Origin of the sequence: Streptomyces sp. GMY02, assembly GCF_019056675.1 — a bacterium.
In the GTDB taxonomy this organism is placed as follows: Bacteria; Actinomycetota; Actinomycetes; order Streptomycetales; family Streptomycetaceae; genus Streptomyces; species Streptomyces odonnellii.
On the sequence record NZ_CP077658.1, the window covers coordinates 3,756,102 to 3,769,899 of the forward strand.

Below are 13,798 nucleotides of genomic sequence, written 5' to 3' on the forward strand. Positions count from 1 at the left end.
GGTTAGTCCATCTTCATATTCAGCAAAGGGTGGGCGGCGCGAATGGTCAGCGACTCAGCAAAACGCACCAGCTGATCTGCTTGTCTCAACTCGGGGGCTGCTGCGGCGTCAAGTTCGGAGTCTGAGAAGAGAGCTTCATCGTCTTCGGCGTCCAAATCGTTACCCCCGTCATCGTCCTCGTCTGCGCCGTCATATTCTCCTGCGTTAAGCATATTCCTTGCGGTCGGTTGGGCCACGCCGGCCGCCCGCAAGGCACGAGCGCGTTCCTCTTCAGCTGCCACAAGGTCCGCGATATTGTCGGGTGATTTCACAGGGAGCATGAGTACCGCACAGTCATTGACTGTCAGCCCGAGGCGTTCAAGCTCGCCACTGAGGTGAGAGTCCGACTTCATGTGCGCTTTTAGGCGCACCGACAAGTTGACAGCCTTACCTACGTACAGCGGCCTCTGAAACAACGTCGCGCACAGAAAAGCCCATTCAAGATGCAGGTTGCGAGCCTTTATCATCTCTTCCACCCGGACAGCTGAAGCACGCGTCAGCTCAGGCGGGACATCCTGAATGAGGACATTTCTATACCGTCCAACCATTCCAATTTCGAGTGGCTCACCACGGGGCGCGCTGATTCTCGTCTGAATGAGAGAAAATATGTCTTCCGGTTCGTGCTCGAGTGCTGTCTTTCCGATATCAGTGAAGTCAAGTGTCCAGATATAGATGCCAGGCACTCTTGGTATCAGCTCGGAACGTTCCCGTCCCATCGCCAAGTACTCGCGAACGTTCAGCACGCGCGTTTCGAACGCAGTGAACACCCATCCCCCCATGGTGCACGGACGCGCGGATCCGCTCGCTCTGCCGGAAGTCGATCCCATACCCTAGCAGTTGCCCTCTTCAACTTGCGCGGGAACTTGCCGACTTGGTGGCGGATGAGGGTCTGAAAGGGATGACACGCCAAAGACTCCTGGGCACCAGCGCCGGGATCCACATGGGCTGGTCATTGACGTTCGCCCAGTTCGGCGCTTAGGTTCCTGCCTCCCTCCAGCCCGACTGGCGCCACAAGATGCCTCATCGCGCAGAGCGACATCCAGTTGAGTAGTGGCCCTGCCACTGGTTCCGCCGCCGTCTGACTGACCGCTCGCGGCCCGGGGCACAGGTGGCTTCGCGGGCGCTAACTACCCGGAAAGAGCAGTGGCCCGGCTGGGCAGACCGAGCCGGGCCACTTACCTGTATCTACGCCTCAGAGGTGGCAGACGGAGCACCCGGCCTCGTCGTCATCGGAGTCAAGTGCGTCGGACAGGACTTCCAGGAGGGGCCTGTTCGGCTTGACGCGCTTGGCCGCGCGGTCCAGGGCCGCCTGGTGCTTAGCCTCGATCTCATCCTTGCGCTCTATGAGCTCCGGGAGCGACTCGCCCTGTGACCAGGTGTAGTTGCGGCCCTTCATGGCCGTGTGGCGGAACCGGACCTTGTCCTCGTACTCGACGGCCTTGTCGTACAGATCGGGGTGACGCTCCTTCAGACCGACCCACTCGTGCTTGCGCTGGAAGAAGCAGAAGTAACAGCCCGAACGCGTGCGCCACTCGTAGTAGCCAGGAAGTCCGATGCCAGCCTCGTCGAGGATGCGCATCACGCCGTCCTTGTCGATGCCGTCCTCACGAAAGGGGAAGACGGCATCGATGTTCGGCTTGGTGCTGACATAGCCGAGGCGGTTCTCGTCGGCCCGGATCGCGACGTATGAGATGACCTTGTCGTCGCCGACCCACTCCTCCAGCGGCTTGATCTTCAGATTCTTGGTGCACCAGCGCATCTGCGGGCTGGGCAGGGTGCCCTGGTAGACCTCCATCCAATGATCGAAGTCCCGGTCGGCGTTGAGTCGCTCGATGGGCTTGCCGAGCGCCGCTTCCAGCCGGTTGAGGTACTCGTACGTCTCTGGCAGTTCAGCACCGGTGTCGCAGAAGAAGTACTCCATCTCCGGCACGCGATCGCGCATGTAGATGGCGAGCGCCGACGAGTCCTTGCCGCCTGAGATACCCAGGACGTGGCGAACCTTCTCCTGGGTGACTGGATCCGTCATGGCCCCTCCTTCGTTTCAGTTGCTGTAACAGCTGGCCCATCGGCAACGCGTTGTGCAAGAGCGGCGAGCAGGATCCGTGCGCCGTCGGGTCCGAGGGCCTGCTCAGCCTGCTGCAGTACGTCGGCCGCGAGCTGGTTGGCCTGGCCGCGAGACTGTTCCGGCACGTAGATCAGCGTCCGTCGTTCGGCTCCTGTCTTGTCCGTCAAGGTCAACAGCCGCGTCTCCAGATTTACTTCCTGCTCGCGGGTCTCGCTGCTGTCCTGGTAGAGGTGGGCGACACGGTCGAGGGATGCGGACATCTCGCGGGCAAGGCGAGGGAACATGCCTGCGTCCCGGTCGTCCCAGTCTCCGAGGGCCTTGTTGGTGAGGCGGACGACGATCGGGTCGAGCCAGTCCTCGTCAGCGAGGCTTTCGCTGAGCACGAAGTCGACGAAGCCCCGCAGCTCCGGGTTCAGTGACACCGTCGCGAAGCCGCTCAGCCGCGCGGCGAGTGTCGACCGCAGCTCGTGAAGGGTCGTGGGCAGACGGAACTCTTCGGCGAGAACCGCGACCACTTCTTCCCGCAGCGTGCGTTCGATTCCCGTGATCTCGTCTGCCGCTGCGGTCAGCCTGTCGGCATACTCCGCGGCGGTTGCCGCGTTGGCGCGGGTGCCGGCTTCGATAGGGGCGAGGCCCAGCGCCTTGGGCAGAGCCCGGAAGAGCAGGTCGTCCGGATCCTGGGAGTTTGCCAGGGCGTTGCGCACGGCGAGTGCATCCGGAGAGATGCGCTTGGTCTTGCGAGCGTAGCTGTTCAAAACCATGACGCGTTCGAGCAACGCCCTGGCTACGGACAACAGATCTGGGTTACGCAGTGCCTGTGAGCGTGGTGGTTCGACCTTCAGGGAGACCAGGAGCTTCTTGATCACGCTGGCGCGCTGCCCCTGTCCGACCGGCGTGTATTTCACGTCGAAACGGGCGGGGGCGGCGAGGATGCGGTCGACGACGTCCGGCGTCAGCCGGGGCAGGTAGGAGCCTTCTTCGAAGAGGGCGACATCGTGTCGGCGGATCACCAGGGCGGTGACGACCAGCAGCGGCCAGATACCGGCCTTCACCCCGTAGGGCGGGCTCATCAGGACCCGGATGATGTGGTCGATGCTGGTACGCCGGGTTGCTGCGTCCAGCGCCTCCTGCAGCGCCTCCCAGACGGGCTGGGCGTGTTCATGGCCCTCGCCTGGAGCGGAGAAGCCGTACGGCAGCAGGCTGTTGGGGGAATTCTCTGCCTGGATTGTGCCGTTGGCCCGGTGCAGGCCGAGGTAGGCCAGCGCGCCGCTGTAGATGGCTCGCTCCGGACCGTATCTTCCGGCCGTCGCGTCGAAGCCCAGGTACTGCTCGCCGGAGCGGTTGAGCATCGCGTCCAGCACATCGCTGCGGGCACGGGCGGCGTTGCTGGTGAGTGAGTGCCGTCCGAGCATCTCGTTGCGAATGTGCGGAGTGTGCGGGTAGACGCTCTCGCAGGCCAGGGAGACCAGGCCGCTGAGGCTGCGGGCTGGCAGGCTCGAGCTGTCGGGGTCCGTCCCCGGGGCGAGTCCGGCGTTCCACAGGTTCCAGGTAGCGTCCTGGGTCGGCGGGTAGAAGGCCGCCTGAATGACCTCCCGCAGCTCGGCCTCCGCCTGGACGGCGCGGTCGGTGACCTCGCGCCGGGCGACGTGATCGAGTTCCTTGTCTTCGAGCAGCTCTTTCAGGGCGATGAGGTGCGTGGCGGAGTTGAGTACCACGTCGGGGTGGGTGGTTGTTCCGAGGATCACCGGCAGCGCCGAATTGACGGTGGGCAGCCGGTCCCGGGGGCCAAGGTGGAAGACGAGGAGGCCGTCGGCCGGGTCCTTCAGCTCGTCCGGCGCCTGGATTTCGCGGGTCTCTGGGCCGCTGACGGCGGTGAGGAACACCCGCATCATCCCGGTGACCTGGCTGTGGCGGCCGGCGACCACGGCGCTGGGGAGGTGTGCGCCAAGGCGCTGGACGATGGAGGCATCGTCGAGGTGACTGATGATCTCCTTCAGGCGGGCGTCGATGTCGAAGTCTGTGCCCTGCCAGACGCGATACTCACCGCTGAACTCCCGGTGGACGAGGAAGCCGCGGCGGACGAGGTCGGCGAGCTGCTCCTCAAGGCGGGCGAAAGCGCCCGCGTCGGTCAGATCGGTCGGGTCGTGGAGCGCGAGGTGGATCATCTCGCTGGTAGCGCTGAGCGCGCCGTCGGCGTCAATGAGGTTCAGAACGCCGATGGTCTTCAGCAGCGCCTGGTCGGCGTCGGGCAGTCCGTTGGCTTCCTTGATGCGCGCGTCGACTTCGATCCAGCGGCCGGCGTTAGAGGCCGCGAGCAGCGAGGTCCGGCCGGAGTTGAGGAAGTAGTCGTACAGCTGTGGCAGCTGCACTGTGCTGGCGAGTTCGGCATGCGGCTGGGAGTGTGCGGCCAGCGAGTCGCGGACGGTGTTGGGCTCTCCGCTGTTGAGGAAGCCCGACAGGCTGCGGTCGTGCTGGCCGATTTGCGCCGCCAGGATCGGCGCAGCGATCGCCGTCAGTGGGTGCAACGGGTAGAGGCCGACGAAGTCGTCGCTGGCCAGCTCAGTAAGGACGTTCAGACCGTGGTTCTTCCACGCGAGGGCTGATGCCTGGGCCGAGGCGCGGATGAGGTCCTGGCCCGCTGCGTCGACCGCGGAGTGGTCGAGACGCCGGCGCAGGAGCTGCAGGGAGTCACCGTGGTGCGGGACGAAGGTGACGTCCTCGAAGCGGCCCTGGATCTTTGCCCATTCGCGGATCTTGAGCTCACTGGACCGTGACGCGTAGTCCATGAACGACAGGTGCTGCAGGGTGACCAGGAAGACAGGCAGGCCGTTGGGCCCGGCGCTGTGCTCGGCGAGCTCCTGCAGGAGGAAGAGATCGTGCTCGGCGCCGGAGAATTCGTTGTGTCCGGCAAGGTGTTCCAGGGTCTTGCCGAACTCGTCGATGATCAACAAGAGCGGCTGCTGATTGCCGGTCAGGGCCTTGATGGCGGCCATGACCTGCTTCGTCTTCGGCCCGGTCGTCGTCGGGTCTTCGCAGGCCGCGAGTGCTGCGGCGATGTTCTTCGGGATGCGCTTGCCCCAGCGGCGCTTTGCCGCGGTCTCCAGCGCACGGGTCACAGTGGCGACCAGCGGTTCACGCCGCGCGGTGGCCACGGCTCCGAGGAACCCGGTGCCCGTCCGCTCAGCCCGAGCCGTGGCGAGACGCTCGGCGAGGGCTGGGCTGGTGTCTGCAAGGATCTGGTGAGCCTCGTCGCGGCGGTCCTCGTCGCGGCCGAGAAGCGCTTCGATCAGGTTAGCCAGCGTGGACTTCCCGGAGCCGTAGGGTCCGGTGAAGGACCAGGCGCGGGGACGCCGCAGGTCGCTGACTGCGTTGGCAATGCGCTCCAGTACGTCAACTGCCTTCGCGCCGACATACGGTCCGTGCAGTTCGTCCTCGACGTCGCGTTCGAGGTTGGTCGACCGCATCTGGGAGCCGACCAGTTCGATTCCGGAAGGGAACTGAGGGGTTGCCTCGTCCTGCGGGGTGCGGGAGGTCCGCGTGGGAGCTGCGGTGGTCACGCGATCTCCTGAGTCGTGAGCTGGTGGTCCTGGGGCTTGCGTTCGGCCTTCTCAGCCTTCTCGGCCTTCTCTGCTTCGGCCAACTGCGGGTACTGAGCGCTCCATTCGTCCCGGGTGGGAAAGCCGGGGCGCAGGGTGACGTGGTCGTACTGTTCGTCGAGGATGTCCCAGGCGAGTGCCCTCGGATCGCTGGAGAAGGACATGGTCCGCTGGCCGACGGCGTCCACCCTGTTGAGTTCCGGGCGACCCACGGCGACCTTGTCCAGGGCGGCGACGATCTCAGGCTCGCGGACCCGGAAGGCCCGGCCGGGCGCTCCGGGCTCGTTGGCAAGCCGCGCCAGAGAGATGGAGCCGGAACCCTGAGTGTCGCGGGCGGCGTAGTCGAGGCACGCATAGACCAGGACGTGGGCGGGGAGAGAGGTGCGCGTGCCAGTGGTGAACTGCCACTCCTGCTTGCCCCGGGTGCCCACGGAGGTCAGCAAGTCCAGCTCACGGAAAGGGCAGGCCAAGAGGTCTTCATAGGTGGCGCGGGAACCGCTCTGTTCGACAGGCGTGCGCGCATACATCTTGGTCAGGCACTCGACATCCCGGGTGATCGACGCCTCCACCGGCCCATCACTAAAGGAGAAGTTGACATGCCGCGTCACGACCTGCGTCATATCCGCGACGGTGAAGCGAGAGAACGGAGCAAGGTGAAACGCCGTGTACCACGCGGGGGCCCAGCATTTGGCGCCCGGCCGCGACGACACGAGCCACCAGTGCAACAGCCACAAGCTGCCAGGTTCCTCAAGGTAGGGATCGGCGCCATCCTTCTCGTCGAGCAGCCACCGCGCTTCCCAAGTCGGGGACGCGTACTGGGCCTTCGTCTTACCCGCCGGGTCGGCGTGCTCGCGGGTCAGCTTGAACGCCTTTGACCAGTACCGCATGGCATGGACCATGTTCTTACCCACGCCGAGCAGGACCGGAGCATCTTCGGCAAGGAAAGCAGCCGGATTGTCCTTGACCTGCAAGTACGCCTTATGCAGCCAGCCGAAGCGTGGGGCGAAGGTCTCATGGCGCGCGAAGCTGGAATGTGCGGCTTCCGCGAGCCTGCTGTCTGCCATACGAGGGCCTCTCAATATAAGAAGAGATAAAGGGAACTGCTGAAGTCAGTGAGCAGCGGCGCCGGCTGCCGTTGCCATGGCGGCGCGCACCTGGTGGACCGCACGCACCACCGCCTCGGCAGCTGCGGCGGTCTCGTCTGCGGTTGTGGCGTAGCCGAGGGAGAAGCGCACAGTGCACTCTGCTTCCTCCCGGCTCAGCCCCATAGCGAGCAAGACGTGGCTGGGAGTTGGGGCTCCCGAGGCGCAGGCGCTTCCGTCGGATGCGGCTATGTGCGGCATGGCGGCCATGACTGCGTCAGCCGGGGCACCCGCAAAGGTGATGCTCGCCACACCGGGCAGGCGGGGGGCTCGTTGCCCGTTGATACGGCATCCGCCCACAGCCGTGGTCACCATGTGTTCGAGCTGATCGCGCAGTTGGGTCACGCGGGCGACGTCGTCGGCAAGGTCACGGCTGACGGCCGCAGCGGCAGCTCCGGCACCGGCGATTCCGGGCACGTTGAGGGTGCCGGCCCTCCACCCCTTTTCCTGCCCGCCACCGGTGATCAGCGGCCTGAACGGCAACGGTGTGCCGCGTCGTACGAACAGTGCGCCAACGCCTTGAGGGCCGCCGAACTTGTGGGCCGACAGGGACAGAAGATCGACGTCCACGTCGGAAAGGTCCAGAGGCAGCCGGCCGATCATCTGTGTGGCGTCCGTGTGGACCAGTGCGCCTGCAGCATGCGCCGCCTTGACCACCGGCGTGAGGTCGGTGAGAACCCCGGTTTCATTATTGGCCGCCATCAGGGAGACGAGACCGACGTCGCCCCGGCCGAGCTCTTCCTCCAGGGCCACGGTTGCCACCACGCCGTCCGCCCGCATCGGCAAGACGGTCAGTGATCCCGGCTCGTTTTGGGCCAGATCCCGGGCTGTCTCCAGCACCGCAGGGTGCTCTGCACCACTCGTCACAATCCGGGCCCCGCGGCGATGAGCCGCGCGCAGCGCGAGATTGTTCGCTTCGGTTGCCCCCGACGTGAAGATGATCTCCCCGGGCGAGCAGTTCAGCAGGTCAGCAAGGTGTCGACGAGCGACCTCTACGCGATGGGCGGCGCCCCGGCCGGGATGATGCACGCTCGACGCGTTACCGACGGCCTGTAGGGCGTCCACAATGGCCGCCAACGCCTCGGGCCGAATTGGCGCCGTCGCGTTGTAGTCGAGATACGCCGAAACCGGCCCATCAGACTCATCCCTCATGCCCCACCTCGTCTCGCTCAACACCGCACACAATCTACTCCTGGTGGAACCCGGACGTGCGCACCGGGGACAGCACCAGGAGTGAATCGCGATCGTAGCGATCGAGATCGATCAGTTCGCGAAACCGACACTCAGGCCGGAGCGCAAACCGGAACTCGAACTAATGTTCCCTATTGCTTGGGTGCCTGCAACCGATATCGGGAAAGGGCATCGGTGCAGAGGCGGCACGGGATCCTCCAGGGGGCCTACCGCACCTCATCAGCGCCCCTGAGCTGCGAATATCTATCACTGAGATCCGAGTGTCAGTGCGTGGGTTTATGGTGATCGGGCACTGTAACTCTGGGGCAACTCAGAGTTGCGGGCAGCTCTGCATGCACAGAACTGAGGCGGGGGCTCCGCAAGTTGACGGTCATTCAGGCAGTGGGGGAAATCTCCCCTGTTCCGCAGGGGTGGTGAATCGATGACAGCGTGGTCGCCCGGCCTGTCCTTCCAAGCCGTGCTGGACAGCGCTCCCATGCCGTACATCCGCGAGCGACTCGGCAAGCACATGTGCGCTCTGCTCGACCTCATCGACGGCGGAAGCGCTGGCGATGAGCGGCTCCGAGCAGTCGCTGCCGTGGCGGTGGACGCCGAGACACTCGTGTCCAATCAGACGGACCGCGAGGAGCTGCTGCGGCTCCTGCCCGCCGACAAGCAGGCAGAGCTTGCCCAACGTCTTGGGGCGGACGGCGCGGGCACCGATGCCCTGGTCTACCTGGACGGTCTGAAGTGGGCGAGTGAGCAACAGCGGGAGCTGCTGGAGTTCTTCGGCTTCAGCGTCGACAGGGCACCCGCGCTGCCCCCGCTCTTTCGGCAAGACTCCGAACCCGAGTACGGGTTGTTCCCCCACCAACGGCGCGCAGCCGCATGCGTGAAGGAGTTGCTGTACGACGGGCCGCGGCGGGTTGTCCTCCACCTGCCGACAGGCGTGGGCAAGACCCGCACCGGAATGAACCTGATCTCCGACCATCTGCGGCAGCACGAGCCCACGCTCGTGGTCTGGCTGGCGCGTGGGCAGGAACTGCTGGAGCAGGCAGCTGCGGAGTTCGAGCGCGCGTGGTGCAAGCTCGGCGACCGTCCGATTGCGGTTGTCCGGGTGTGGGGTGAGGCGCCCACCGATGTGGCGGCGCTGACGGACGGCCTTGTCATCCTGGGGCTGGAGAAGGCCGTCTCCGCGGACAAGAGCGATCCGGAGCTTCTCCGCAAACTCGCATCACGCAGCACTCTCACCGTCTTCGACGAGGCCCATCAGATCATCGCCCCGACCTACCAGCGAGTGGTGGACGCCCTCACCATCCGCCCCGATGCCAGCTTGCTGGGCCTGACGGCCACCCCCGGCCGGACCTGGGCGGACGTCACGCAAGATGAGCGACTGTCGGACTTCTTCGCCCGCCAGAAGGTCATGCTGCAGATCGACGGATACAGCAACCCGGTAACCGCCCTCATCGAACAGGGCTACCTGGCTAAGCCCATCATGAAGACCGTCGCCTCCGAAGCCGGCCTGCATCTGTCCGCGCGCGATCAGCAGCTGCTCGCGAAGTCCTTCGACATCCCGTCGGACATCATCGCGTCGCTGGCCAGCGACGAGCAGTGGAACCTCAAGGTCGTCCAGACCGTGCTGGAGCTACTGGAACGCCAGCACCGCAGGATCCTTGTATTCGCGGCCTCCGTTGACCATTGCCGCCTGATCGCCGCCGTCCTGTCGGCGCTCGGCCTCGATGCCGACTTCGTCACCGGCGAGTCCTCTGCCCGGCACCGGAACGATGCCATCAGACGCTTCAAGGGCGCCGGCCGACGCCCCATGATTCTGTGCAACTTCGGGGTCCTGACCACAGGCTTCGATGCCCCGGCGGCCAGTGCTGCCATCATCGCCCGACCGACCAAGTCGCTGGTTCTGTACAGCCAGATGGTCGGCCGGGTCATCCGCGGCCCCAAGGCCGGCGGAACCGCCACCTGCGAGATCGTCACCGTCGTCGACCCGGAGCTTCCCGGGTTCGGAGACGTGGCCGAGGCATTCACCAACTGGGAAGACGTATGGGAGACCGCGTGACCGGCGAGGGAAGCAAATACCGGATCGTCAGCCCTTCGCTGACCGTCAAGGCCATGCGCGACAGCGGCTACAAGAACACCGCCTATGCGCTCGCCGAGCTGATCGACAACAGCATCGACGCGGAAGCCACACTGGTACAGGTCTTCGCTTGTGAGAGCCCGGTGCAGGGCGCCACCCAGACGAGACACCGTGTGGACGCCATAGCTGTCCTCGACAACGGCAAGGGCATGGACGCCGAACTCCTGCGGCGCGCCCTGAAGTACGGCGACGGCCTCGGGGGCGACCGCAACCGCATCGGACGCTTCGGCATGGGGCTGCCCAACTCCAGCATGTCCCAGTGCACCAAGGTCGAGGTCTGGTCCTGGACCAATGGGTCCCCGAACGCCATGTACACCTACCTCGATCTCGAGGAGATCAACGGCGGACTCGACGACGTCCCCCCTCCCGTACACCGCCCCGTGCCGGAGTACTGGAGCGACCTCAGCGAAGCACCCCTGGGCACCACCGGCACGCTCGTGGTCTGGTCGGACCTTGACCGGGTCAAATGGCACGGCGCTGGCGCCACCCTGCGAAACACTGCCGAGCTGATTGGTCGTGTGTACCGGCACTACCTCCACGACGGCAGGGTGGAGATCAAGATGGCGCCGGTTCGCGAAGGGAAGGTACTCGAAGGGGACAACGGAGCGTACTTCGCCGAGCCCAACGATCCCCTGTACCTCATGGACTCAACCGGGACGCCGGCGCCGTTCGGGAACAAGCCCATGTTCGAGCCCTTCGACATGGGCAACGAGAAGGAACCCGGGGTCGCCTACTTCCCGATCACGGTCGACGGGACGAAGCACAGCGTGAAGGTGCGGGCATCCATCGCCCGGCCCGAGGCCCGCCGGGCCGACGTCGAAGGTCACCCGTGGCCCGACAATGCGAACCCCAACCGCGATGCCGGTTTCCACCCATGGGGTCAGCATGCTCGACGGAACATCGGGATTTCCCTTGTCCGGCAGGGGCGCGAACTCGACCTCGATTCGAAGTGGGCCATCGGGTACGACCCCGTCGAGCGCTGGTGGGGCATCGAGGTGGAATTCCCCCGGAGCTCGACGACATCTTCGGCGTCACGAACAACAAGCAGACCGCCACGGTCTTCTCGTCTCTCGCCCACTTCGACTGGACAGCCGAGGCCGAGGGGGACGAGACGCCCAAGGCGTTCAAGGACCGTATTGCCGAATTCGGCGACCCGCGCCTGCCCCTGATCGATCTCGCGCTCTACCTGGAGAAGAACCTTCTGCCCAAAATACGGCGGAAGCTGAAGCAGCACACGCTGGGCAACCGGGGAGGCAAGAAGCGCCACGACGACGTCGTCACGTCCAAGGCCACGGACGCGGTGAAGCGCCGGCAGGAGGACGGTCACACTGGAACGACCGACCGCCTGGCAGAGGAAGCCACCGAGAACGACAAGCGCCAGGAGCAGTTCGCGGCGCTCACCGAGCGGCATCACCTCGACGAGGACACCGCTCAGTCCATGGTCGACGAGGCTCTGGAGAAAGACTGGCGTGTCCGCTGGATCTCCAGCCCGCAGGACTCCACGGCATTCTTCAACATCGACCTCATGGCCGGCATGCTGCAGGTGATCTTCAACACCGAACACCCCCTGCACAGCGAGCTGATGACCGTCCTTGAAGACGTGCCCGAAGACGCGAGCGAGGCCGAACTCCGCCAACGCCTCGCCCGCGCCTCCGACACCTTCAAACTCCTCGTCTTCTCCTGGGCCCGTATGGAGGACGAGATCCCCAACAAGCGGGACCGCGCCAGGATCTCGGACGCCCGGCGCGACTGGGGCCGCTACGCCCGCGACTTCATCGAAGACGGGAGCGATGACGAGTGAGGCAGCCGGACCACATCTGGCAGCAGATAGCCGACCTGATGAAGCGCGCCACCACGCGAGTGATCCTCGTGGCGCCCTTCATCAAGAAGGCCGTCTTCGAAGAGACCCTCGCCTCGGTGCCGACCTCGGTGGAGAAGATCGAATGCGTCACGCGCTGGACTCCGGCGGAAGTAGCCGCCGGAGTCTCCGACCCCGAGATCATCGAGGCGGCGGAGCGGGACGAACGCGTGCAGATCTCTCTCTGCCCGTCGCTGCATGCCAAGATCTACGTCGCCGACGACCGATGCCTGGTCGGATCCGCGAACCTGACCGGCAAGGCCACCGGCCGAGTCCCCAACGCCAACGTGGAGCTCTTGCTGGATGCACCCGTCACGCATCCTGAAGTGCAGCGCGTCCTCAGTCAGATCGACGCCCGCTCGACAGCGGCCACGCCCCTGGTGGCCGCCCTTGTTCGGCAGCAGGCAGAACTGCTGAAGGAAGAACGCATCACGCCCCCGGCCGAGGGCGAACCCGCCTCTCTCTGGTACCCAGAGACGAGGCGCCCGGAGAACGTGTTCGCGCTCTACAGCGGGCGAACACGATTCACCTCGCCGGTTGAGGCCGGCATCATCCAGGACCTTGCCATGCTCGATGTCCCGGCAGGTTTGGCGGAGCACGACTTCAACTCGGCAGTCGAAGTTCGGCTGCACGCCATCCCAGAACTCCACAAGCTGCTCGTCGGCAAGCGCCTCGGCAACATCGAGCTCCAGAAGGCCATCGTGGACCGGACAGGAGACCCAGAAGACCAGGCACGGAGGACGACCGAGACACTTGCGTCCTGGCTGCAGCACTTCGGCCGCTATTACACCGAGGTGGGCTCGTGGGAGCTGCGGCCAGGACGGGAGCACACCTAAGATCTGCGTGCACGGCGTAGAGCGGCGGAGCAACTCCCCCGCTCATCGCCACCCCACGGAGACGAAGGTGATGGGGAGGCCCCCTCATGGCACAGGTGCGGGTCCCGTTCCTGCTGGGCCATGCCGAAATCGCCTCCCTCTATCGAGTGGAGCGCCAGACATCGCAGAAATGGCGGACAGAGGGCGCCCTCGCTGCACCTGACCTGATCGCGTCCGGCAACCCGTACTGGCTGCTAGTGACGGTGTTGCAGCTCGACGGTGTCGGCGACCGCCGGGTGGCGCAAGACCGGCTGACGTCCTACAAGGCCAGCATCCCCTGTGGCTACGACGTCCAGGAGGAGCAGGACCTGCCTGTTGTCCTCGGCATCCAGGAGGCGGCCCGCGTCCTCGACAGAGACGCGCAGGCGATCTCCCGATGGCGCAACCGTCGGCAGATCGCCGAGGCCGACCTGGTCCTCTCCGGCTCGCCTCTCTGGCTCCTCTCGAGCATCCTGAATGATGCGCAACAGCGGCAGCGCACCATCCTCCCGTCCGAGGTCGAGCTCCTAAGCGCAGGCCACCGCGCCCCGCAGAAACCACGTGGCCGCAAGCAACGAGCGACCGTCTCGCAGCCGTCACGCAAAGCGCTGCCCCCAGCTCGGGCATTCACCAGAGCGGAACAGACTGCTGCGGCAGAGTTCCTGACAGCAGTCCTGGCGGAGGGACACTCTGTCATCATCGAGCCACGGCCTTAGCTCGCCTTCCGTTCCGAATTGAGGCGGACTCCCAAGAGAACACAGCGCCGCCCGCATAGCAGTGTTCGCCGACAGCTGCGAGAGAAACACTTGATTCCCTAAATCTCTATCCATACTGTCTCTCACATGGCGATCTTGTCACGCACACCCGGAGCCCCCCCACGACAACACAACGGAAACCGGCCCACAGACCGTCACCGACCGAGCCG

At 65.2% G+C, this 13,798-nt stretch carries 9 protein-coding genes; 4 read left to right on the forward strand and 5 right to left on the reverse strand.

Going from position 1 to position 13,798, the window contains the following annotated elements; translation table 11 throughout:
* Window positions 1-2 precede the first annotated feature (2 nt).
* From KQY30_RS15740 to KQY30_RS15760, 5 genes are all read right to left on the reverse strand, one after another.
* The gene (locus KQY30_RS15740; protein ID WP_217307358.1) at window positions 3-806 is read right to left on the reverse strand and encodes a hypothetical protein; all 804 of its coding nucleotides are present in this window, start codon (window positions 804-806) and stop codon (window positions 3-5) included.
* A 425-nt stretch (window positions 807-1,231) separates the two neighbouring features.
* Complete coding sequence (locus tag KQY30_RS15745; protein WP_126272101.1) at window positions 1,232-2,065, reverse strand: phosphoadenosine phosphosulfate reductase family protein; 834 nt, start codon at window positions 2,063-2,065, stop codon at window positions 1,232-1,234.
* Window positions 2,062-5,661 (reverse strand): KAP family NTPase, encoded by a 3,600-nt coding sequence (locus KQY30_RS15750; protein ID WP_217307359.1) that lies wholly within the window; start codon window positions 5,659-5,661, stop codon window positions 2,062-2,064. The genes KQY30_RS15745 and KQY30_RS15750 overlap by 4 nt, the downstream gene beginning before the upstream one ends.
* Entirely contained in the window at window positions 5,658-6,764 is a 1,107-nt protein-coding gene (locus KQY30_RS15755; protein WP_217307360.1) for a DUF4007 family protein, read from the reverse strand. The genes KQY30_RS15750 and KQY30_RS15755 overlap by 4 nt, the downstream gene beginning before the upstream one ends.
* Before the next feature lie 45 nt (window positions 6,765-6,809).
* Window positions 6,810-7,994 carry a cysteine desulfurase family protein gene (locus tag KQY30_RS15760; protein WP_254407146.1) on the reverse strand — a complete coding sequence of 395 codons (1,185 nt, stop codon included), beginning with the start codon at window positions 7,992-7,994 and terminating at the stop codon, window positions 6,810-6,812.
* Between the two features lie 460 nt (window positions 7,995-8,454).
* Between KQY30_RS15760 and KQY30_RS15765 the strand changes: the two genes are divergently transcribed.
* From KQY30_RS15765 to KQY30_RS15780, 4 genes are all read left to right on the forward strand, one after another.
* A complete protein-coding gene (locus KQY30_RS15765) occupies window positions 8,455-10,083 on the forward strand; it encodes a DEAD/DEAH box helicase family protein (protein WP_254407147.1) in 1,629 nt (542 codons plus the stop codon).
* The gene (locus KQY30_RS15770) at window positions 10,080-11,330 is read left to right on the forward strand and encodes an ATP-binding protein (RefSeq protein WP_254407148.1); all 1,251 of its coding nucleotides are present in this window, start codon (window positions 10,080-10,082) and stop codon (window positions 11,328-11,330) included. The genes KQY30_RS15765 and KQY30_RS15770 overlap by 4 nt, the downstream gene beginning before the upstream one ends.
* A gap of 628 nt (window positions 11,331-11,958) precedes the next feature.
* Window positions 11,959-12,855, forward strand: coding sequence for a phospholipase D family protein (locus tag KQY30_RS15775; protein WP_217307362.1), 897 nt, complete (start codon window positions 11,959-11,961; stop codon window positions 12,853-12,855).
* Between the two features lie 86 nt (window positions 12,856-12,941).
* Window positions 12,942-13,589 carry a hypothetical protein gene (locus tag KQY30_RS15780; RefSeq protein WP_217307363.1) on the forward strand — a complete coding sequence of 216 codons (648 nt, stop codon included), beginning with the start codon at window positions 12,942-12,944 and terminating at the stop codon, window positions 13,587-13,589.
* The last annotated feature ends 209 nt before the right edge of the window (window positions 13,590-13,798 follow it).